Source organism: Mucilaginibacter sp. (assembly GCF_039921305.1).
Classification (GTDB): domain Bacteria; phylum Bacteroidota; class Bacteroidia; order Sphingobacteriales; family Sphingobacteriaceae; genus Mucilaginibacter.
This window is the reverse complement of record NZ_JBDSCA010000010.1, coordinates 20,330-42,987: the sequence shown is the minus strand read 5'-3', so window position 1 is coordinate 42,987 and position 22,658 is coordinate 20,330. Positions and strand designations below refer to the sequence as shown.

General features: G+C 42.6%; 22 protein-coding genes. 15 read left to right on the top strand and 7 right to left on the bottom strand.

The genetic code is table 11. The annotated features are described in order from the left end of the window. Positions 1–198: 198 nt before the first annotated feature. Entirely contained in the window at positions 199–1,992 is a 1,794-nt protein-coding gene (locus ABIN91_RS01570; RefSeq protein WP_348047730.1) for a type IV secretory system conjugative DNA transfer family protein, read from the bottom strand. A gap of 286 nt (positions 1,993–2,278) precedes the next feature. Between ABIN91_RS01570 and ABIN91_RS01565 the strand changes: the two genes are divergently transcribed. Genes ABIN91_RS01565 through ABIN91_RS01555 form a run of 3 tightly spaced genes read left to right on the top strand, consistent with a single transcriptional unit; the run spans position 2,279 to position 4,158 of the window. Next, positions 2,279–2,656 carry a hypothetical protein gene (locus tag ABIN91_RS01565; RefSeq protein WP_348047728.1) on the top strand — a complete coding sequence of 126 codons (378 nt, stop codon included), beginning with the start codon at positions 2,279–2,281 and terminating at the stop codon, positions 2,654–2,656. Then, on the top strand, positions 2,628–3,716 hold the full coding sequence (locus ABIN91_RS01560; RefSeq protein ID WP_348047725.1) for a hypothetical protein: 1,089 nt from the start codon (positions 2,628–2,630) through the stop codon (positions 3,714–3,716). Before ABIN91_RS01565 ends, ABIN91_RS01560 begins: the two co-directional genes overlap by 29 nt. 28 nt (positions 3,717–3,744) lie before the next feature. Then, positions 3,745–4,158, top strand: coding sequence for a hypothetical protein (locus ABIN91_RS01555; RefSeq protein WP_348047723.1), 414 nt, complete (start codon positions 3,745–3,747; stop codon positions 4,156–4,158). A 1-nt stretch (position 4,159) separates the two neighbouring features. Here the strand turns inward: ABIN91_RS01555 and ABIN91_RS01550 are convergent, their stop codons facing one another. Continuing rightward, complete coding sequence (locus tag ABIN91_RS01550; RefSeq protein WP_348047721.1) at positions 4,160–4,579, bottom strand: hypothetical protein; 420 nt, start codon at positions 4,577–4,579, stop codon at positions 4,160–4,162. 58 nt (positions 4,580–4,637) lie between these two features. Here ABIN91_RS01550 and ABIN91_RS01545 point away from each other — a divergent pair, with 58 nt between their 5' ends. Further along, positions 4,638–5,258: a hypothetical protein gene (locus ABIN91_RS01545; RefSeq protein WP_348047719.1), complete on the top strand. Its 621-nt coding sequence runs from the start codon at positions 4,638–4,640 to the stop codon at positions 5,256–5,258. Between the two features lie 6 nt (positions 5,259–5,264). On the opposite strand, the gene ABIN91_RS01540 is transcribed toward ABIN91_RS01545, so the two are convergent. Then, positions 5,265–5,732 carry a hypothetical protein gene (locus tag ABIN91_RS01540; RefSeq protein WP_348047717.1) on the bottom strand — a complete coding sequence of 156 codons (468 nt, stop codon included), beginning with the start codon at positions 5,730–5,732 and terminating at the stop codon, positions 5,265–5,267. Positions 5,733–5,952: 220 nt separating this feature from the next. Here ABIN91_RS01540 and ABIN91_RS01535 point away from each other — a divergent pair, with 220 nt between their 5' ends. Genes ABIN91_RS01535 through ABIN91_RS01525 form a run of 3 tightly spaced genes read left to right on the top strand, consistent with a single transcriptional unit; the run spans position 5,953 to position 8,086 of the window. Continuing rightward, positions 5,953–6,603, top strand: coding sequence for a recombinase family protein (locus tag ABIN91_RS01535; RefSeq protein WP_348047715.1), 651 nt, complete (start codon positions 5,953–5,955; stop codon positions 6,601–6,603). A 21-nt stretch (positions 6,604–6,624) separates the two neighbouring features. After that, a complete protein-coding gene (locus tag ABIN91_RS01530) occupies positions 6,625–6,792 on the top strand; it encodes a hypothetical protein (RefSeq protein ID WP_348047713.1) in 168 nt (55 codons plus the stop codon). After that, positions 6,761–8,086 carry a radical SAM protein gene (locus ABIN91_RS01525; RefSeq protein ID WP_348047711.1) on the top strand — a complete coding sequence of 442 codons (1,326 nt, stop codon included), beginning with the start codon at positions 6,761–6,763 and terminating at the stop codon, positions 8,084–8,086. Before ABIN91_RS01530 ends, ABIN91_RS01525 begins: the two co-directional genes overlap by 32 nt. 261 nt (positions 8,087–8,347) lie before the next feature. Here the strand turns inward: ABIN91_RS01525 and ABIN91_RS01520 are convergent, their stop codons facing one another. Together ABIN91_RS01520 and ABIN91_RS01515 are read right to left on the bottom strand one after the other, a co-directional pair. Next, positions 8,348–8,965, bottom strand: coding sequence for a hypothetical protein (locus ABIN91_RS01520; protein WP_348047709.1), 618 nt, complete (start codon positions 8,963–8,965; stop codon positions 8,348–8,350). A 252-nt stretch (positions 8,966–9,217) separates the two neighbouring features. Beyond that, a complete protein-coding gene (locus tag ABIN91_RS01515; RefSeq protein WP_348047707.1) occupies positions 9,218–10,492 on the bottom strand; it encodes a site-specific integrase in 1,275 nt (424 codons plus the stop codon). A 544-nt stretch (positions 10,493–11,036) separates the two neighbouring features. Here ABIN91_RS01515 and ABIN91_RS01510 point away from each other — a divergent pair. Continuing rightward, the gene (locus tag ABIN91_RS01510; RefSeq protein ID WP_348047705.1) at positions 11,037–12,887 is read left to right on the top strand and encodes a DNA polymerase III subunit gamma/tau; all 1,851 of its coding nucleotides are present in this window, start codon (positions 11,037–11,039) and stop codon (positions 12,885–12,887) included. A gap of 84 nt (positions 12,888–12,971) precedes the next feature. Here the strand turns inward: ABIN91_RS01510 and ABIN91_RS01505 are convergent, their stop codons facing one another. Further along, the gene (locus tag ABIN91_RS01505; protein WP_348047703.1) at positions 12,972–13,400 is read right to left on the bottom strand and encodes a hypothetical protein; all 429 of its coding nucleotides are present in this window, start codon (positions 13,398–13,400) and stop codon (positions 12,972–12,974) included. 161 nt (positions 13,401–13,561) lie between these two features. On the opposite strand from ABIN91_RS01505, the gene ABIN91_RS01500 reads away from it, so the two are divergent. The 5 genes from ABIN91_RS01500 (at position 13,562) to ABIN91_RS01480 (ending at position 18,733) form a co-directional block, all read left to right on the top strand. Continuing rightward, positions 13,562–14,791, top strand: coding sequence for an NADP-dependent isocitrate dehydrogenase (locus ABIN91_RS01500; RefSeq protein WP_348047701.1), 1,230 nt, complete (start codon positions 13,562–13,564; stop codon positions 14,789–14,791). 114 nt (positions 14,792–14,905) lie between these two features. After that, positions 14,906–15,355, top strand: coding sequence for a hypothetical protein (locus ABIN91_RS01495; protein WP_348047699.1), 450 nt, complete (start codon positions 14,906–14,908; stop codon positions 15,353–15,355). 806 nt (positions 15,356–16,161) lie between these two features. Next, positions 16,162–17,034 (top strand): terminase small subunit, encoded by an 873-nt coding sequence (locus ABIN91_RS01490; protein ID WP_348047697.1) that lies wholly within the window; start codon positions 16,162–16,164, stop codon positions 17,032–17,034. Between the two features lie 238 nt (positions 17,035–17,272). After that, a complete protein-coding gene (locus tag ABIN91_RS01485) occupies positions 17,273–17,662 on the top strand; it encodes a DUF5668 domain-containing protein (RefSeq protein ID WP_348047695.1) in 390 nt (129 codons plus the stop codon). Positions 17,663–18,160: 498 nt separating this feature from the next. Further along, complete coding sequence (locus ABIN91_RS01480) at positions 18,161–18,733, top strand: pentapeptide repeat-containing protein (protein WP_348047693.1); 573 nt, start codon at positions 18,161–18,163, stop codon at positions 18,731–18,733. A 317-nt stretch (positions 18,734–19,050) separates the two neighbouring features. On the opposite strand, the gene rfaE2 is transcribed toward ABIN91_RS01480, so the two are convergent. Continuing rightward, positions 19,051–19,560, bottom strand: a complete 510-nt coding sequence (gene rfaE2, locus ABIN91_RS01475) for a D-glycero-beta-D-manno-heptose 1-phosphate adenylyltransferase (RefSeq protein WP_348047691.1) — start codon at positions 19,558–19,560, stop codon at positions 19,051–19,053. 81 nt (positions 19,561–19,641) lie between these two features. On the opposite strand from rfaE2, the gene ABIN91_RS01470 reads away from it, so the two are divergent. Both ABIN91_RS01470 and ABIN91_RS01465 read left to right on the top strand, forming a co-directional pair. After that, positions 19,642–20,883, top strand: a complete 1,242-nt coding sequence (locus tag ABIN91_RS01470) for a DEAD/DEAH box helicase (RefSeq protein WP_348047787.1) — start codon at positions 19,642–19,644, stop codon at positions 20,881–20,883. Continuing rightward, complete coding sequence (locus ABIN91_RS01465; RefSeq protein WP_348047689.1) at positions 20,883–22,652, top strand: serine hydrolase domain-containing protein; 1,770 nt, start codon at positions 20,883–20,885, stop codon at positions 22,650–22,652. Before ABIN91_RS01470 ends, ABIN91_RS01465 begins: the two co-directional genes overlap by 1 nt. Positions 22,653–22,658: the final 6 nt, after the last annotated feature.

Genomic DNA, 22,658 nt, shown 5'->3' with positions numbered 1-22,658 from the left:
ATATGATCAGTCGCACGAATATTTCAATGACAAGCGATCAATCAAATCACGTAAAACAAATGATGCATATATCGTAGACACAGATAGACGACATGATAACTGCTTTGACTATAAGGACAGCGATGGAAATCAGGAATTTTATTTATAATTAAGTATTGTAGTTGAATTATGAATGCAGGCATTGCAAAAAAAGGCTTCTTATAAATAGGGGTTATCATCAAATCTTGCCTTTTCATCATTCCCTATCAATTCTCTCATCTTATAATAAGGTAACTTGGCGAGCAAAGTCGGCGGCTTCGCGCCAATAAACACAAACATATTATCACCCGATCCGCGCCGCACTTCGTCCGGCGAAACCAATGGCCGGGCATTGGCTTTTGGGTCTTTTAGGCCCATCCATGAGCCGATCCCGGTAACATGGGACGTTTGCCCTATAGCACTACTAATATAATCCGCCGTAAAATTATCGTTGATTGAAAAATACTGCTTTACAGCGGTATTGCCGACAAAAACTTCCCACTTATCGCCATAAATGCCCTTTAACTGAATTAACGATTGCAATATCGGCCAAACGGTCAAGTTAAAGCCCGCATAGGTTGATAACGCATTTTCTATTTCGGGAAGGTATCCGAGGGCCGCAAATTCATCAAGCAGGAAGCAAACCTTGTTTTTAGGTTTCCTTACCACAGAGCGCATACAGGTGGTCACGACCAACCGGAGCCAGCGCGAATGTGATTGCAGTTTATCCACTGGGATCACCACATACACAATAGTATTTCCCTCGCTTAATACCGCCGGATCAAAACCGGATTTTAGCGATTTTTGCAATGATGGGCTTTTCAAAAAATCGGTACACTGGATCAATGTTGCCATGATGCTGCCAAAGGTTTTTTCGCCTGCCTGCATCAATTGTAAGATGGCATTGGCTGCAACGCGCACCGCTTCACCATTAACAGGGTCAAGGTTAATGGCCATATCCGCCAATAAATTATCCCAATCATCGCCCGACAGGCGTACCCATTTCCAAAGCTTATCTAATATCCGGCTTTCTTTTTCATGGGTTGTTGCCAAATGCAACACCAAGCCTGATAAAATGCCGCGCGCATTATCGGTAAAGAATTTATTTTTATCGTCTTTCTCAACAGGAACGATCATTTCGGCGATAATATCCGCATCGTCAATTAAATGCGGGCTGCTTTTATCCGATAAAATATCAAGTGGATTATATGTGCTGGACTGGCCGACATGTTCCGATAACAAATCCCACGGATTTAGGATAACAACATTTTTACCGCTTTCGCGTTGGTATCGGCCAGTTATTGCCGCCAGCTCCGCTTTCGGGTCAATTACGACATACGAACCTTCATAACCGCCCACGCCAAGCAAATTCGGTACGATTAAATTTGTGCCTTTACCGCCGCGCGTTCCGGCGACTGTGAGGATATGGCCTTTATCGGGAAACGTAAAACCGCCACCAATATAAAAACCTTTTGGCCCGTCAAATTCTCTTATTTCATCATACCGAGCAAAACGTGCCGTACCGAATTTTTCGGACTCAACGGCAATAGCATCCTTCCCTCGCCGCCAATTTGCGAATACACCGTAAACGATAAAAGTGAAAATCAGGTTGACTAATAAGTACCCAATAATCGCGGCACTGTTAACGGAACGAACCATTTGCGAAACCGTTAGGAAAAACACCACCACAACAATAATGGTAAGCCATATCAGGGCGGCACCGATCAGCATCGCAACCCGGACGATGGGCGGCAGGCTGTATAGTCGCGGGTAAATATCCCGTGGTTTTAAGAAGCGTTTGTAAGCCCGGCCATAGCCGAGTAATGCCCCGGCAAGGGTAATAGGCGTAAGCAGCATACCGAGAAGAAACAAACCGATTTTTGGCAAACCCTCCGGGTTCGGATCGGTGCGGAATAGCTCGCTAATTTCTTCGCCGGATACGTCCAGCCCTTTTTTAATTGGATCGATCGACATCGTGACGGTTTAAGGTTGTCACAAGATAATACTAAATAATATTTATCCAAAATATTTGATGGTCAGGAAGATTGAGTAAGTGATATTTTTTAAATAAATATCAGAATGAACCATCATGACACATATTGAAACAGTGCAGATCATTGACTTTTCGCATTGCCCGTGATAGCTTAGATAAGAATGCAAGACATGGTTTTGTTACCACAAAACCGTCTTGCAAGGGAGAGATTCTCCCTTGACCCTCTTTAAAAATATAACGCTTTTTGAAATAAACAAAAGGAACAAAATGAAACGTACGCCAGAGAATGGCGGCGTGAAACGCGATGCGGTTTTCCGTTTTCGCGTCACGCCTGCCGAAAAAGAAATCATTCGACAAAACGCTGCAAGTGAAGGATTGAGCATTAGCGATTACATCCGTAAAAGAGCAGATGAAACATCACCCGGTATTGACCGTCATACATTGATCCGTTTATTAGCCGAGACCGGGAAGCAAGGGAGTAACCTGAACCAAATAGCCAGAGCTTTGAACATTGAAATCAAAACAGGGGAAGCGGCAAAGATCGACCCCGGCATTATCAATCGCACATTGCAAGAAATCACCCGTCTTACAAACGAATTATTGGAGGTTATCAAACATGGTCATCGGAGGAAAAATAAGGAGTAACGCACCGCAGCTTGCCGATTATTTGCTGGCAACTGGCGAGAACGAACGCATTATGATTATGGATGTGGACGGTAACAGCGATGCCGATGAGCGGCAGTTAAAAGCGATGTTGTACAGCATGGAACTGAACAGCGAATTGACCCGCAGTAAAAACAGCGTTTACCATGCCTACATCAATCCTAACCCGGATGATACGACCGACCGGGCGATGACGATGGAGGAATGGCAGCAATCGGTTGATCTATTGACCGATCAGTTAGGCTACCAAGACCAGCGCAAGGTGGTGGTGCTGCATGAGAAACCCGGCAATCGTGTTCATGCCCATGTTGTGTATGAGCGTTACAACCATGAGCGCGGGGTAATGGCGACTTACGAGCATAATTATGAGGCGCACGACCGGGCGCGCGAGCAGATGGAAAAGAAATTTGTTCATAAGCGCACCCCGGTTAAGAACAAAAACCGCGACCATCATAAACAAACACTGACCAAGATATGGCAGCGGACAAATACGGCAGCGCAATTTATGCAGGAAGCGGAAGCCAATGGTTACAAGATCGCCAAAGGTACGGACAGACCGTATCGTGTAGTAGATTCAGATGGTATCGGCTTCGATCTGGTGCGCAAGCTTGACGGCATCAAAACCAGTGATGTAAAAGCGCGGTTTGGCGAAACGGAATTGATGCCGGAAAAAGAAGCCATTCGGGTCATGCAATCTGCCAAGCAGGAACGGCAAAATCAACAATCCATTCCAACCGAAAGCAGCCCTGAAAAAACACCTGCCCCTGATGCCACCGCGCAAGACCAGGCGCGGCAGAAGTTTTTGCAGAACATAAAGGATGTTAGAGAGCGCAACCGCTCACTAACGCGTGAGATTACTTTATCGTTTGTAATCGCCTTGAAGGTGATGTTTTCATTCAGGAACAATCTGGTGCAACAGCGCAATACGATCAAGGAGCAGTTTATCGCCTGTACACATGAAACAACCGCACGGCAGGAACTGAAAGCATCGGCAAAAATACTTGGCTTTATGGAAGCCGCACAATTTTATAAACCAACATAATTTTTATTCACCCTTTAAATTTTTAATCATGAAAAAGGAAACTAATGGAAACAGCACAGAACAACCAACCGAGGCACAAATGAATGAGATGCACCAAAACGCATGGCTGAATTTCCACGCTGATGCACAGGAAGCTAAACAAGACGTAAACCGCCGCTATGCTAAAATGGTGGACACATTCGGCAGCTACAAGCAAATGCCGGATGGCGTGAAAGAAATTCTAAAACAGGACTATGCCGCCCATAAAGCCAAATGGGGCGAAAACGGCGAAGAACAGCAAAAGCGTTTTGGCGTAAACGAGCCAAACCCAACCGTAAAATTGACTGGCACCACAGAACAATTGCCATCAAAAGAAAAAAGTGAACAAAAGGAAGCGTTTTTACACAAAGTGCAACAAGTACGCCAGCAACAGCCAAGCCGCAACATGGAATATGAGTTATAATTTATTGCGGCCCGACATCATGAAGAACACCCCTGTACGGTGGCAAGATACCCTTATCAATACGGATTTGGTCGTATTCAAGGGGAACGCCGTACAGGTCACCAATGGCCTTTTTTAAAAAGTTGTCGATATATTCTTTGTCATGGCCGATGGTTTTGTGTTCGATGCGGTATTCAATAAAGCCTTTTATCAGCAATCTTAAAAATGGCTCATGGATGGTTGCATCTTTATGTGGATTATAATGGTCACCTAAATAATGCATCAATGTTTTACGGGCAAGTTGGCCGAAGCGCGGCAGGCTTTTAGGATCGTTAAATAAAAAATCGTCGGAAGAAGCACAGCCGTAAAAATATTTGGAGCATTCCAATACGCCATTTTTATCCCTTACCGTATTCCAAAAAGATGATTCATATTTATACATTAAATATCTCCCATATTTATTCTTATTGTATCATTAAAAAATATTAAATTCAAATATTATGACGACCGATGAAGAAAAAATCCCGCCTTTTGTTCAGGATTACTTGAACAAGATGGAATATGAAGGTTATTCCGATTTTGTGAAATTAACCCGTGAATACCACAAGGAACGTGAAGAATATCCCGGCAAGTATGCCACGCAATCGGCATATCTCAATAACTTCAACCGCACTACCGGGAAAAACCATCAATTGAATTATGAAGATGGTTTAAAAAGTATTGATACCCGTTACAAACAACTCGCCTACGCGACCGCTAAACAACACGGGTTTAAAGGCCCCGATCCGAACCAGCCCAGCGATAAGGAATTTACCAAACAAGGCGAAAAGTTCCAAAGCATGATTGACAATGCAAAACAACACCAACAGGAACAGGCGGCAGAGCGGGAACAAAAACAGACAACCGAACAAAGCCATGAAAAGAAAAATATCGAAACATTAAAAGCCCAGCACCCTTACAGCCAAGAAAAACCAAAGGTTGATTTTAAGGATATGGAACAACAATCATCCGGTACCGGGGAACAAAGCCAAGAGCAACAACGGGCGGCGTTCCTTGCACAGGTAAAAGCAACAAGGGGGCAACAAACACAGCATGATCCCGATAAACAGCCGGAAATCTGAAATTAATTAATTGTGCCGTGCAAACCAATGCAGGCTTTTTTCAATCGCGATTTTATTATTATAAATATCGCGCCCCTCAACTTTCAGGTGTAATCCTGAAAGTTGTTGCCGGAACAGATCAATATTTGCTTTATCATCTTTTCCGTCAAATGTTTTAGAAAACACTTCCAAAAACCCGCCGGGGATAACAACTTTTTTGTTCGTATCTGTAATTTCTATATGGTTATAAGTTCTCGGATCAATAGTCAGACCATCCTCAATACGCGCGTAACTTTGTTGCTCTTTTATAAATATCAGTTTATCAACGATCAAAGGGCCTACACCGTTATTTTGAACATGGATATATAATGTTCCGTCACAATCCATCAGGTCAATTTGCGCCAGTGGCTTGACCGATTTTTCGTCATGACTGCGTTGTAAGTACAATTGATAAAATGTTGCCAGCAAAGCCAGTATTGAAAGTGCGAGAGCCAATTACCACCACCATGTGAGAAAAATCATACAAATTCCACAGAAAAATTTGTACGTAAGTAAACCATCGTTTACCCTCAAACGAAAAAAGCCGCTTTTTTAAAATTCCTCAAAATCAAATTATTGTATTTCAGTCGCTTCTATTTTCAGGTAAGCGATTTTTAATAAATATCTGCTCAAATATAAACGATGGTTTACTCATGAACACAACAAGGAGCCGTCAATGAAGCAGGCAATCGCATATTATCGCGTATCGACCAGTAAACAGGGGAAAAGCGGTTTAGGACTTGAAGCACAACAAAATACGGTTGAACAATATTGCAATGGGCAGGACTACACATTGCTTACGCATGTGATAGAAGTTCAATCCACCCGCAAGCATCGCACAGGTTTATATCAAGCACTTGACCTGTGCAGGCTACATAGAGCGGCATTGATCGTGGCGCGGCTTGACCGTTTAGGCCGGGACGTGGAAGAGATCGCAGGGATCGTAAAATCGGATGTGGATATTATCGTAACCGATAATCCCCATGCGAACCGTTTCACCATCCATATTCTGGCGGCAGTTGCGGAAGAACAGCGGCAAAGGATCAGCGAAACGACCAGAGAGGCCCTTGGTGCAGCAAAGAAGCGTGGGGTTGAGCTTGGCAAAAACGGCAAAGCATTATCAGCCGCAAATAAACAGGCGGCGGAAGATTTTGCCAATAAGCTATCCCCAGTATTACGGCGGCTGAAAAACCGGGGCATTGTTTCGACCCGTGCCGTTTCAGAAGCATTGAACAAAAAAGGTGTACCGACTTTCCGCACGGGCGGAAGATGGCATCCAAGCACAGTTTATACGCTGATGAACAGATTGAATAAACAACTTAATTGATAACCATAAATTCTATAAATTATGAACACGACAGAAAATGACATCCTATTTGATGATGCCACCATTTTAGGAAATCTATCAAACGGAACAGAAACAAGAACAGGACGTTTATCCGGCCCTGATTTTGATTGCTCAAACTATACGTCCGATGGAGAAGATGAAGAATTTGATACCGCAAAGATCGCCTGAATTACTACTTAATTCAATTAATGACGGCTATGCTTACGCCGTGAATTGTTCCTATCCTAATTCATTCCGCTTGTTGAACCGCCGCCAGTATCAAATTGTGCAGGCGGTCAACGGGCGGGATACTGTTGAAAGATTGGCGACAACGCTTGATATCCCGTGCGATACACTGGAACAGTTTTTGGCTTTGTTGAGCAAAACGCAAATCATTAGCTTTAATGGATTTACCGTTCCTGTAAAACCATCCACACCCAAAGCCCTTAATTTTTGGATTCATGCGACCAATGCCTGTAACCTTGGTTGCAGTTATTGTTATATCTCTACGCTCAATACTGGTAAGGGAATGACAGATGCAGTAAGGCAACAATTGCTTTATAAATTATTGGAAGCCGTAAATGCAAAAGGCATCCGGCATATTAAGTTGCGACTGGCTGGCGGGGAGCCGATGGGGCAATTCAATGTATGGAAGCAATTTATCCCGGAAGCAAAACAGGCATTGGCAAATGCCGGGTGCAAATTCGATGTTGGTTTTGTAACCAATCTTACCTTATTGAATGACGAGATAATTGCGTTTTCAAATAAATACAATATAAGTTATGGCGTATCGCTGGATGGTATTGATAGCATCCATGATGCAACGCGAAGTTTTCGTTCCGGTTGTGGCTCATTCGGTATTGTTGATACCAATTTGCGGAAATTAATAACGGCAGGGATTGCAGTGTCCGTCAATACCGTTGTAACTAATTTAAATTTAGTTGGTTTGCCTGAATTGACCCGCTACCTGATCGCATTAGATGTTCCTTTTCGTTATTCTATTGTGAAAGGCGCACATATTGATGCGGCACTACTGGATGAATATCTATCTGCATCCTATACCATCATGGCGGATGCGATAGCAAACGGATGGGCGTTTTCCAAACTCTACCAGTTTTGCGACCTTAAACCGAATGAGTTAGGTTTCCAAACTTGTGCATCGGGGTTTTCCGGTGGGGCGATCTATGTTGATGGTACATTTAAATACTGCCATGTGCAGTTCGGTGATGGTAATTCATCGGCACCAACGATATTTAATGAAGATTTAGACTTGGTGGATATGATCGCATCCGGCGAACACCATGAAGATGCAAAATCAGATGATTGCAAAAAATGCCGCTATCGTTCGGTTTGTACCAGCGGATGTCCGGTTTATCGTGTTGATGGTAAAGATCCGCAATGTAGCCTTTATCATCGTTTCATTCCTAAATACTACGAATTACAGGCAAATGAGCGGTTAAAAATAATTGAGGGTGTAATTTAATGCTGTAATTATTTATTCTAACTACTACACATTTATGCCGGCATTGATAATTTCAATTACCAAATAAGAATACCAAACAATACCAATATTAAAACCGTCTTTCCTAATAATGGTCATGTCTTCAAATTCAATAGGCGCATTTTGTCTAAATGGTTCCCCTGAATACACACCTAAAAACGCGAACTGCTTATCTTTTGATGTAAACGCCTGGCCACCGTGAAATACTTGATTTACAGGGCGTGTAATGACTAAACTCCCAGATTAGCCGGGAAATAGCTTAACGTCAATAAGAAAATAAGGATTGCCATTGAAATGCGCATTCCATCTTGAAGCGATAATCCCAGATTTTACGATTGGAAAAAGATTAAGCTGATCATAAAATCCTTTTGGATAGCCAATCGTAATAGCTTCGTCTGATACTTCAACTTCAATTTTATTTTTTCCGGGAAGATTTTCTTCAGTTACAGAACTCCATTGAATAAGGTTGTTATTAGAGTCTTTTATTAATTCGGTCATTAAGTCCAATATCTCAATTGCCCCTATATCAACGATTGAATTTGAATGGACTTTTGCTCTTTTTCTTATTTCTTCACTGGTTAAAACTATTGGAAACCATTCGATTCTACTTCCATTGATTTTTCTCAAATGGAATATAAAACTGTCTGGTACTTGTTCTGTGCCATCTTTATCTTTAGAAAGTAATACATGTCTGTTAGTAATCAGCCATAATTTCGTTAGAGCCACCCACTGTCCACCCTGTACCGAGGGGTCTTTTTTTTCTTGTTCATGAAAAAAGAAACCAGTTCCTTGACTTGACCGCCCTTGATAATTTGTTAATATTATTGTGGAAATTGTATTGAATTTATCGTCTAATGTCATTGTTTCTTTAGTTTATTATTACATGCAATATAATAATATTTCATAAATATTCATCGCGTAAAATTATTATAAACCTTGTCTTAATAATAATAACGCTAATTAAAAAATTCTACTTAATCAAAATCAATTTCCATTTCCCCAACCCGTTTTTGTGGCTTACGTCCTTCGGCACGTTTTTGTTTTTAGGGAAAATATCGTAAGACTTATAAATCAGCACAATTAGTTGATTTATAAGTCTTCAATAACATTGCATCAGAAGCCTACAACGGCATCTATGGCATTATCCATTTTTTCAAATGAGAAATTAGATTGATATTTCATTGTTGTTTCGATGGATTCATGCCGATACATTTTTTGTAATACTTTCGGGTGTATCTCTTTTTCTTCTGCTCGTTGCGCAAAAGAATGCCTTGCTTTATGCTGTGATGCATTTTTTGTACTATTTATCATCTTCATAATCTTGCCCATAGTTCTATCGAGCCGGGTAACAACAAAGCTTATTTGTCGGCGCAATTCTAACCGATCATTAAGGTTCTCTAAATGTTTCAGAAATGGAAATACAAGACCATGCTTATTATCAGTAAGATCATTTCCCCCACCCCGGTATTGTTGCAGGATTAATAGGGCTTTTGCCGGGGTTTTAAGCGAACCATGTTCTCCATTCTTTGACATCTGGTAATAAAGCCTTTCATTTTGAAAGTCTGTCCATTTCAACAATAGGCAATCAGTAACCCTCATCCCTGCAAAGTAGTATTCAATTAACCATGCGTTTCGAGCATCATTGTAAATTGGCAGCAATTTGGATAAATCGATTTGCTCCAATGCTATTATTTCATTTACGTCTAAACCAATTTTTGATGATTTACCGAATTTTATAACTATCCCATCACTTCCGAAGGGATAGTTATTTTTGGTTGTCACTTTTGCCGTGATCGCCCGGTTGTATATTGTGCGAATGATTAACAAGTGATTCATAATGGTGCGTTCACTCAACGGCTTAACCTTACCGTTCTCACTCCCTTTAAAACGTTTTTCCCGGCGCAAAAAGATAATATATGCCCGCAAAAATTCCACCGTAATATCGATGAAGGGAACTTTGCCGTCCTTAGTGAATTGATAAAACCTTATTAGCCGCGCTCTATCCGTTTTATGGACATCATAATTACCGAGCGCAAATTGCTCTTCCAAATATTGATTAGCGATGTCGACAAAATAAATTGGTTTTTCTTCCACAGGCCGAACAGCGGCCTTTACGGCCTTTGCGCTGACTTGTCCTTTGGTTTCCATTTCCAACGCTTTATCATTGGCTTTGGCCAATTCGGTGCGTAGAAAGTTATTCAAACGGGTTGCGTTGGGGTGAGTTTTTTCTTTTACCCTTTGTTTTTTCGCATCCCATTGATCAAGGCTTTCAAGTTTTTGCCCCGTCATGATGTAAGATGGTTTTCGGTTAATCGTAATACGTACCGAAATAGGAAACTTGCCATCCTTTGATGGACGTTTCCAAATGTAAAAATCTACAGTTGCCATTACTCAAATTTTTTAAGTGAATGGCTGGCCAACCATGAAAGTAAAGTTACCTGTTTTGTTAAAACAATGTTTAAACAGAGCGTGGCTCAATATGGGTAATAATGGTTTTACCTGACAAATAAAACAGGATAGAAAACCATTTTAGGCCATATAAGCCCATATAGCAAAAAAAGTGATAGGGTTAAGAGCCCTACCACTTTTAAACACACCTAATAAACAAAGACAGGTTATTAATTGATTTTCCCCTTAATTAATTTTAACTGGTTACTCTTTGTTCATGTCAAATATAGGTGGAGAAAATCAATTTTCATATCCGTAGTAATACGTATTTTACAGGTTTAAACATCTACTATTACTTAAACAAATTACCTGTGACGAATTAAAAATGAAAAATACCATCGCCTTAGTTAAATTTTGGAACATTACTTATTTAAGTAAGATTTACAGGCTTACGTGGGCTTTTACAATTTCTTCTCAAAATCGATCAAAATCCAATTATTAACAGCACTTGCACATACCCCGCAATATTTATAATTTAGTTGCGATGGATAATTTTATTGTTTCGGCCCGAAAATACCGCCCGGTTACCTTTGATACCGTTGTGGGCCAGCAACATATAACAAACACGTTAAAAAACGCCATCCGCAATAATCAACTGGCGCAGGCATTTTTATTCTGCGGGCCGCGTGGTGTGGGTAAAACAACCTGCGCACGCATCCTGGCCAAAACTATAAACTGTACCAATTTACAGGCTAATGCCGAAGCTTGCGGCGAGTGCGAAAGTTGCGTTGCTTTTCAGCGTGGTAACTCTTTTAATTTTCATGAGTTGGATGCGGCATCCAATAACTCTGTCGAGGATATCCGCAGTTTGATAGAGCAGGTTCGCATACCACCACAAGCCGGCAAATACAAGATCTATATTATAGATGAGGTTCACATGTTATCGCAGGCGGCTTTTAACGCCTTTTTGAAAACGCTGGAAGAACCGCCATCCTACGCTATATTTATACTAGCGACTACCGAGAAACATAAGATACTGCCTACTATACTATCAAGGTGTCAGATCTTCGATTTTAACCGCATCCGTGTGGAGGATATGGCCGGGCACCTGGAATCTATCGCCAATAAGGAAAACATCAAATACGAAACCGACGGTTTGCACATCATTGCCCAAAAGGCGGATGGTGGTTTACGCGATGCCTTGTCGATGTTTGATCAGATCGTTAACTTTTCGGGCAGCAACGTTACCTACCGCTCCGTAATTGATAACCTGAACATACTGGACTACGATTATTACTTTAACGTAACCCAAAGTTTGCTTGAGCAGGATACCGCCAAAACACTCCTCCTATTTGATGAAATATTAGCCAAGGGTTTTGATGGCAGCCATTTTATCTCCGGTTTAACCGAACACTTCCGTAACCTGCTGGTTGGTAAGGATACCGAAACGCTTAAACTTTTAGAAGTTAGCGAGGGTATCCGTAAAAAGTACATCAGCCAATCGCAGGGATCAACGGTATCGTTCCTGCTATCGGCCATGAACATCGCTAATATTTGCGATCTGAATTACAAGCTGAGTAAAAACCAGCGCTTGCAAGTGGAACTCGCGCTACTCAAAATGTGCCATATTATGGCCGCGCTTAACCTTGCTAACTCAACCATTAATACAAACCAGCCCGAAGGGCAGGTAAAAAAAAAACCTGAATTAGCAGCACCTGAACCATCCGCGCCTACCCAGCAAGCCGTTCCGATTGAACAGCCAAAGCCTGTTGTGGCACCGGTTTCGCAAACACCATCGTTACAGGCAACGCCAGGTTTAACGCCTTCGTTATCGCAAACGCCCTCAACGCCATCGCTTACTGCTAAACCTGTTGTTCAGGCTGATAAGGTAGAACAGCCTACTGCTGAGCGGCCGGCAATTGCGATGCCTGTACGCTCGCTATCAACACCATCGCTTAAAGCTCCAATTGGAAGCGTAGGTACGGATGCCGATGAGGAAGAAGACCCTTATTTAAAAGGTACGGATAAAGAACCCTTTACTACCGACGATTTTTTGAAATACTGGCACCTATATGCCGCCAAAATTAAAGAACAAGGTAAAAAAAACCTGCTCAGTATATTTACTACCAACGCGCCGGTGATGCTTAAACCTTATATTTTTGAGGTAATTGCTGGCACCAAGGTACAAGAGATGGCCTTTAGGGATGAGAAGCCTTTTATATTGAACTTTTTACGTACCTCACTCAAAAACTTTGACCTGGATATACAAACCCGGGTTGATGAGATACAGGCTACCAAGCGCCTGTATTCGGCACAGGATAAATACGCGCACATGGCAACCAAAAACCCAGAACTGGCTGAGTTGAAGCGCAGATTTAATTTGGAGATAGAATAAGCCCTCTTTGAATATCGAACACCGAATAAAGAACGCCGAATTTTGAAGTAACTCGATGTTCATTACTCGATATTATTTATTTATCTACTTCATCGGGGTATCATTCTTGGGGTAACCTTCTTCGTCCAGATCGTCCCGGTCATCTTCCGGGGTGTGCGATAGTACCCTGTCTACATCATCAACGGCGATGCTTTCGCCGGTAGTATCTATATGCATGCCCAAATTATCAACATCCTTTTCTAAACTTTCGTTGGGGATGTATTCATCTGTAGCCATAGGGTTTGATTCATCGTAGGTCGAGATCGCGTCGCCGCCATCCTTTACGCCGGTGTTATATGGATCCGGATGATCATATTCAGGGTCGTCGCTTTTTACGTCCAGTTCAAAGCTATCCAAATCGCCGTTGTAGCTCAGGTTTTGCGGCTCATCCTGGCTGCTGGTTTCGTTTTTCGTATTTTCGTCATTTTCCAGGTTCTCGTCGTCGATGCCTGGTTTAAATTTATCTATACTCATCGGTTTATAGTTTAATATATGTATACAACGTAAAAAGCTTGCCAATTGTTGACTAAAACCATATAAAAAATACAATTACAGTTTAGATAGTGTTGCGAGGCAAAATTATTTTTATGTAAGTTTGGCGTTCAAAATTTAAGCAATAGAAAACAAGCCTGTATATGTCAAAAATTAAAGTAGCTAACCCGGTAGTGGAGCTTGATGGCGACGAAATGACGCGTATCATCTGGAAATTTATCAAAGACAAACTGATCATCCCGTATTTGGATCTGGATATCAAATACTACGATCTGGGTATTGAATACCGCGATGAAACTAACGACCAGGTAACTATTGATTCGGCCAATGCCATTAAACAATATGGTGTAGGTATTAAATGCGCTACCATTACGCCTGATGAAGAGCGTGTTAAGGAGTTTGGTTTGAAACAAATGTGGAAATCACCAAACGGAACCATCCGTAATATTTTAGATGGTACGGTTTTCCGTGAGCCAATTTTGATGAACAATGTACCGCGTTTGGTGCCAAACTGGACCGCTCCTATCTGTATAGGCCGTCATGCTTTTGGTGATCAATACCGTGCTACAGATTTCGTTACCAAAGGAAAAGGTAAACTGACTATCAAATTTACACCAGAAGATGGCAGCGCTGAGCAATCATTCGAAGTATTTAACTTTAAGAGCGATGGCGTTGCTTTGGCGATGTACAATACCGACGAATCTATCCGTGGTTTTGCTCACGCTTGCTTTAACCAGGCTTTAATGAAGGGCTGGCCTTTATACTTATCTACCAAAAATACCATCCTGAAAAAATATGATGGTCGTTTCAAAGATATTTTTGAAGAGATCTATCAAGCTGATTACATAGCCAAGTTTAAAGCAGCCGGTATCACTTACGAGCACCGCTTAATTGACGACATGGTTGCATCTGCCCTAAAATGGAACGGTAACTTTGTTTGGGCTTGTAAAAACTACGATGGTGATGTTCAAAGCGACACTGTAGCTCAAGGGTTTGGTTCATTGGGTTTAATGACGTCTACATTGGTTACACCAGATGGTACCGTTATGGAAGCTGAAGCTGCACACGGAACTGTGACCCGCCATTACCGCGAGCACCAGGCCGGTCGCCCAACATCTACCAACCCTATCGCCTCAATCTTCGCGTGGACACGTGGTTTAGAGTTCCGCGGTATTTTAGATGGCAACCAGGAGCTGATCGACTTCTGTAAAGCTTTGGAACAAGTTTGTATAGAAACTGTTGAAAGTGGTAAAATGACCAAAGATTTGGCCATCACCATTAAACCTAAGGTTGAACACGGTACTGATTACCTGTACACCGAAGAGTTTTTAGAAGCTATTGACGAAAATTTAAAAAAGAAATTAGGTAAGTAATTAGCTGATTCCTTATATTATTGAAGGCCTCGTTCGTTTGGACGGGGCTTTTTTTGTGGTGTTAACAATATGGTAATTATTATGTAGTTTAAGCTTGTCAATACTTATCAAATTATGGTGGGAAGAATAAATCTTAGTACAATTACATTTGCGATTGCGGCTTTCTTATTCATATGTAGTAATACATTCGCTCAAAAAGGCAAAGTAGATGTTGACTTACGTAAAAAAATCACACAGGATAACTTCAATAATAGGGTTGATAGAGCTATTCATTTTCTTCAAACAAAACAGCTGAACAAAATTTCAGACACAGACCATATTAATATTATGATGTGTTTAAACACGATCACTTTTACTCATAAAGAAAACTTTGATCGTCGATATAATACTAGCCGATATAAACAACTTGAGCGTATTGCTGAAAAAGTAAAATATGCACATAACATTATAAAGGTGTACACGGACTGGACGGCCAATAGAGGCATGGGCTATTATTTTCCCAAATTAAAAATGGAGCTATACGGAACACCAAACCTATATGCAATGTTTGAGGTTTCGGACTAGCGCAGCAATTAGACTATTGAAGCCCCCGTTCTGTTTGGACGGGCTTTTTTGTGGTGTGGTTTCGGGGGATTACAAATCCCCGTGTAGTTCAGTCCGGGATTGTAAATCCGGACTAACGAGAGTATACTATAGAATTGCCTACGTTATACCAAGCAAGAGCAGAAGATTTCTCCTATCGTCGAAATGACATAATGGTTAGGAAATGATTTTAGTGCATGGAATTTTAATAGTGCAGAAACACGTGCACCGGTTTGATGGGATTGGTTGTTTATTTTTGTAATTGATTTGAACAGATAGTGCCGATATTGGGGAACTGGTTTAGCAGAATACTCTCGGTATTTTTGTAGTTACTATCAAAAGTGTGATACCGGTTTGGTTAATACTTGTTGGTAATTTTGCATTGCGGATTTTCCGTTAGGAGAATAAGCAGTTGTTAGTTTAAATCATCGTCTGCTCAATGCCGCAGTGGCTATGTCACTTTTTGTCGCCACAAAAAGTAACCCAAAAAGGCTATCAGCAAGAGGCTTCTTTTCGCACATGCGTTTCACGCACAAGCGAAGAGAACTACACGGGCTGAATGCTTGTGCGGCTTAGGCTTCACAGGCCCGCGCTATGCACAAACAGGAAGCCCTTCCCTGCCGCACAGGCTTACACGTTCTCTCCACTTTTGGCCGAAGCTGCCTGCTGACATGATTTAAAACTGAAAAAACTTGGAGAATACGGTAATGCTTGCGTTGTGCATATGGTAATTCATTTTGGTTGTTTCTGGCCCTTCCTTTTTTAAATTTTAATCTCAATTATATATTATGAACACTAACCAGGTAGATTTTTTGACTGCGAAACAGCAGTTATTTTGTGATGAATATTTGGTAGATATGAATGCCACGGCTGCAGCTTTACGGGCCGGTTATAGCAGTACTACTGCTTTGAATGGATCGCTGATGCGATTGCCGAAAATTAAACAGTTTTTGGAGCAGCGGATACAAACTTCGGGTGAAAAGGCGCAGCACAACCGGGAGTTGCTTTTGGATGAGCTAACCAAAATTGCTTTGGGTAATATGGGTAGTTATTTTGACGCTGATGGTTGCGCCAAGCCGATGTATGCTTTGAGTGAGGACGAAAAAAGTGCTTTGTGGTATGTGAAGGTGAACGCGGATGGTTCTGTTGTTTATAAGATGCATAATAAGCTTGCAGCGATTGAGAAGATTGCCAAGCTGTTGCAGCTTTACCTGCCAGAAGTAAAAGAGCCGAAAACGGAGTATGTTTACGTTGACAGGAAATCGATTTGTGCCGATGACCGTTTTGAGGACCTTACTGTTGATGAGCCGGAATTGCCGTTTGAGGAAGCTATTGCCTTTTGTGATGAACAGGGAAATACTTTGTACGAAGGCCCTATACCTTACGGGCCAATGGCTGAAGTTTTTGTTTTTGACATGCAGGATTCGCCTGCCGAAATGCTGAATAAGTTAAGCACTTATGAGCAGGTTAAGCCAGCTGTGGTGAATGGGATTAGTTTTAGCGGGGTGGATATCCGCCTGGAGTTGGCATCGTGGTTGCAGAACGAACTGGCTGAATGTGGTTGTGAGATGCGGGGATTTGAATTGGCAGATGTTTACAGGCAGTTTAGGGCTTTGAGGGCGATGAGTAAGAGAGGGATTGATGTTGGGCAGGCGGCATAGGGGATGGAAGATGTAATAGGGAAGATGCCTGCCTGTCGGCAGACAGGGAAGATGTGGATTTGAAAAATACCGATAAATACCGATGAGTGGGTTAGATATCTTCCGGTTAAAAAAGCTCTTCATCTTTTCACCGACAATTCTCCTGCCTTTACCGAGTACTTTCATTACCCCGCCTAATAGCACTGGATGCGCGTGCAATATCGCTGTACTTTTACATCATAATCAAACAACAAACACCATGTACAACGATAGCAACATCAGCAGCAAACGACAAAATAACAGGGCCTTCGCCGGATTATTTTTGGTTTTATTAGGCGGTATCTATTTACTTCGCCAGTTAGATTTTTTCTTTTTCCCAAGTTGGTTGTTTAGCTGGCCAATGATATTGATCGTGATAGGCATATTGAGCGGCATCAAACACAACTGGAGGAACACCGGCTCGTATGTAATGATCGCCATCGGTGGTATATTTTTACTTGGCCACGTGGTTAGCATGTCTATCTACTACTTCTGGCCCTTAATCCTCATCGTGATCGGTATTCGAATGTTAGCTGGCAAAAACCACTGGGGACACGACCGCTGGGAAAGCAGAATGAACTACCACAACGATAACCGCGTTGATCTTTAAAGAAGGCAATAACCACCTCAACATATATATATATAAATGCGAGTCCGTCCTGATCTAAGATAGGGACGGACTTTCGGCTTGAATGCCGAACACTAAATTTCGATTCTTTTCTTTCCCGTCAGCAAATAAGCTTCGGTCAAAGTGGGAAGAACATGTAGGGCAGTGCGGCAGGAAGGGCATTTTGACTTTTCATAGCGCGGGCCGGTGTTGCACTTTGGGGAAAAGGCATCAGCCCGTGAGTTCTGTACACTGTGCGTGAAAGGCTACGAGCGAAAGAAGCATTTTTGCTGACAAGCCTTTTGCTGACAAGCCTTTTGGTTACTTTTGGGCCCAAAAGTAACAGCCCGCGGCAATTGAGCGGGAACTATGCAGATCAAACATGCATCTTCACCGATCGGTATATCCTCAAAAACCAAATCTAAAACGCTACAATAGTTTTAAACAGAGTCTGCCGGTGCTATTCAATTTGTGTAATTTGCGTTCATAAAACAATCATATATGCCCGCTTTATTTTACGCCGATCAGGTTTTCGATAAAACAAGCTTCCCACACAAAGCACACCAGGAAGCTGTGTTTGAAAATTGCACATTCAAAGGTTGTGATCTATCGGAACTCAATTTTTCGGCAACGGATTTTATCGATACCTCTTTTGAAACCTGCAATTTCAGTCTGGCTAAGTTTTCGGATACGGGCTTAAAGAATGTAACCTTTAAGGGATGTAAACTATCGGGCGTAAATTTGAGTAACTGTAAGGATTTTTTGTTCAGCGCCAACTTTGAAGATTGCATATTGGACTATGCTTCCTTCCACAAAAAGAAAAACAAGAAGGCCAAATTTGTGAACTGTTCCATGAAAAGCACCGACCTCACCGAAGCCGACCTGAGCGAAGTCATCTTCCAAAACTGCGATTTGCAAGCGGCAGAATTTGGCCGAACGATTTTAACAGGAGCCAATTTTACCACATCCTACAATTTTAGTATTGATCCGGAGCAGAACCAGATCCGCAAGGCTAAGTTTTCGCAGCAGGGGTTGGCGGGATTGTTGTTTAAGTATGGGATTGTTGTGGAGTAGAAAAGAATTGGCCTTATGCGATACCCTTTCAAAGTATAGTTAAAACCGCGATTGTTTTTCTACCCCGTCAGCAAAGGAGCTTCGGCCAAAGCGGGAAGAACGTGTAAGATCGTGCGGCGGGAGGGGCATTTTGACTTTTCATAGCGCGGGCCTGTGTTGCACTTTGGGGAAAAGGCATCAGCCCGTGAGTTCTGTACACTGTGCGTGAAAGGCTACGAGCGAAAGAAGCATTTTTGCTGACTTGATTTTTTGGTTCTTTTGTATCAAGACAAAAGAACAAGGCCCCGCGCCGATTGAGCGGGAACTATGCTAAATCATTAGCCCGCCTCAGCCCCGTTTCTGATCCTATTGATAATATTGGTTGATGAATAGCCCGGTACAAATTGCAATACCTCAACCTTACCGCCATTCGCCATAACCTCGGTAGCTCCCACAATCTGGGGGATGGTGTAATCGCCGCCCTTCACTAAAATATCGGGCATAATGCTGTTAATGGTTTCGAGGGGGGTGTCTTCATCAAAAACCACAATGGCATCAATAAAAAAGAAACAAGCCAGCATTACACCACGGCTAATTTCGTTGTTAATAGGGCGGTTAGTGCCTTTTAAACGTTTAACCGAAGCATCGGAGTTGATGGCAACAACCAACTTATTACCCAGCGAAGCAGCTTCTGCAAGGTAAGTAATATGCCCCAGGTGCAGCAGATCGAAACAGCCGTTGGTAAAAACCACTTGAGCGCCATTGGCCTGCCATTGTCTGGCTTTGGCCGATACAGCTTGCAGGTCGTAAATTTTCTCTTCTATCTGTTTTTCGGTTACTGTTTCCATGTCATGCAATTTTAAGCATATATCCTCAAATATTCACATCTGATGAAAAATCCGTATCTTGCACATTTACAAATTACAACATTGACATTCCAGGATTTTAATTTTAACGAGACATTATTCGAAGGTATCCAAAGTATGGGATACACCACGCCTACACCCATCCAGGGTATGGCAATTCCAATAATATTAGAAGGGCATGATTTGATTGCCTGCGCCCAAACCGGTACAGGCAAAACAGCAGCATATTTATTACCGGTGTTAGATCACATCAGCCGCAAAACCAAACCGAAGATCAACACGCTCATTTTAGCGCCTACGCGCGAACTGGCCCAGCAAATAGATCAGCAGATACAGGGCCTCGCCTACTTTACCGGTGTAACATCGGTAGCCGTATTTGGTGGCGGCGATGGTGCCGTTTACGAGCAGCAACGCAAGGCGATAGTGCACCATGCCAATATCCTGATCGCTACACCGGGCAGGTTATTGGCTCACTTAGCATCGGGCGTTGTTAAATTAGATGATCTGCAACACCTGATATTAGACGAAGCCGACCGCATGCTCGACATGGGTTTTATGGATGATATTATGCGCATCATTAGCTTTTTGCCAAAAAAACGCCAAACGCTGTTATTCTCGGCAACCATGCCGGGTCGTATCCGTAAATTGGCAGCATCGATACTCACCGATCCGCAACAGGTTAACATCGCCATATCACAACCGGCAGTTGGTATCGATCAGCAGATATATAAAGTTTTCGACACCCAAAAAACCGCCCTTACGGAGATGTTGCTAAAAGATGCCGCTTATACCAGCGTGATCATCTTCGCGGGTACAAAAGATAAGGTTAAAGAAGTTTACAAAACCCTGGGCAAACTCAAGGTTAAGGTAGAAGCCTTTCACTCCGACCTGAAACAAGCCGAGCGCGAAGAGATACTCCTCCAATTCAAGAACCGCAAACTACAAGTATTAATAGGTACCGATGTACTTTCGCGGGGCATTGATGTGGAAGGTATTGACCTGGTGATCAACTACGATGTTCCCGGCGATCCGGAAGATTATATTCACCGCATTGGCCGTACCGCGCGCGCCGCCACAACAGGTACCGCTATCACCTTTGTTAACGAACGCGATCAGCGCAAGCACCTCAATATTGAAACCATGATAGGCAGAGAAATTAAGGTAATGGAGTTGCCCGCCGAATTAGGCGAACCGCCGGTTTTCCGCCCGGTTGGCACCTATAACGACAGACCCTCACGCCCCGGTGGTGCTGGTGGTGGTAACAGAAATAACCGCAATAAAAAGAACTTCAAAAAGAAGGCCTGATGTACGGGTATATTAAAAGCATTAGCAGGGTATTAACCACCGTGGCTCTTACTTTTGCCGTAATTTATACCCATGCACAAACCAACCCGCAAGAAATTAAAACAGACGCGATAGCCCACAAAGCTATCCGCCTGTTTAATGCGCACCAGGCCGATAGCATTTATGCCTTAACGGGGCAAGTTTTTAGACAGCAAATAACACAGTCACAATGGAAACAGATTGTCGAAAAGCAGCTTATCACCCTGCTCCCGTTAAAAAACTGCACCTTTATCAGCAGCTATAACAATGTAAGCAATTACAAGGTTGATGGTACCATTATGCTAACCTTCAATATCAGTTTGGATAGCTTTGGCAAAATAGAAAACCTTTCTTTTGTACCCTACCGGGAAGAAGCCAAAAGCGCCCCCATGACGGATGTTGAAAAGAAAACCGACGAGGTTGCCATGAAGGTGCTGGATTACCTGAACACCAAACAAGCTGATCAAATGTACCGGTTTGCCGCGCAAAGCTTTAAAAGCGATTTAGATTCCGCCACCTGGCATAATGTGATAGAAAAGCAGCTTTATCCAATGCTACCGATACCTAAGCCGGTTTTTCTGTACAGCAGAAATGGTGTCAATAAATACCGGATGGGGCAATTGCAATACCTGGTTGGTATTGATAAAACAGACAAATTTAGTACCTGGGCCATACAGCCTTACTATGAAGATGCTAAAAAGATTGAGAAAGTAGCTAGCGATAACCCGCTCCGTTCTAAACTGGATAGCATAGTGAATAAATGGTTAACCGGGTACATCCAAACCAAGGGCAATATAGGCCTGAGCGCCGCGGTGTATTATAAAGGCGCCGATCATTATTACAACTACGGCGAAACGGTAAAAGGCAACCACAAACTGCCCGATGTACATACTTTGTATGAAATTGGTTCAATAACCAAAACGTTTACCGCCACACTCCTGGCCAAAGCTACAATTGACGGCTTGGTGAAACTGGACGACCCGGTCACCAAATACCTGCCCGATTCGGTAGCTGCCAATGCCGGTTTGAAAGACCTCACACTTACACAACTATCTAATCACACTTCGGGCCTGCCCCGCATGCCTGATAATATTGATGCCACGGTAACCGATCTGAATCAGCCTTACGAACATTACGATGAAAAGCATTTGTTTGCCTTCCTCAAAAACTTTAAAGCCATCAGGGCGCCGGGCTCAAGCTACGAGTATAGCAACCTTGCCGTTGGTTTATTAGGTGTGATATTAGAAAAGGTGTACCACAAACCTTACGAAGAACTGGTTAAATTATACATAACCCAGCCCTTACAACTGCCCGAAACCAAAGTACGCCTAACCGAAGAGGATGTAAAACACCTTGCCCAGGGTTACGATGGAGCTATCAATCCGGTTGCACCATGGAGGCAGCAAGCTACTAAAGCAGCCGGTGCTATTAAATCGTCTGCTGTAGATATGCTGCGTTATGGCAAATTACAGTTGCCGCAGTTCAGCAATCCGCTTTCTAAAGAGCTTAAATTGATCCATCAGTCTACCTTTCAAGATGCCGCATATACGATTGGTTTAGGCTGGCACTATATCCAAAACGAACACGATGCCGTACTGCAGCACACTGGCGGCACCGGTGGCTATCGTACCGCGCTATGCGTAAACTTAAACCGCAGCCTGGTGGTTGTGGTGTTAACCAACAATGCCTCAACAGGAGATGGATTGGGCATAGAATTAACCACCGCCTTAATGAAAACGCTTCCCCGATGATAAAAA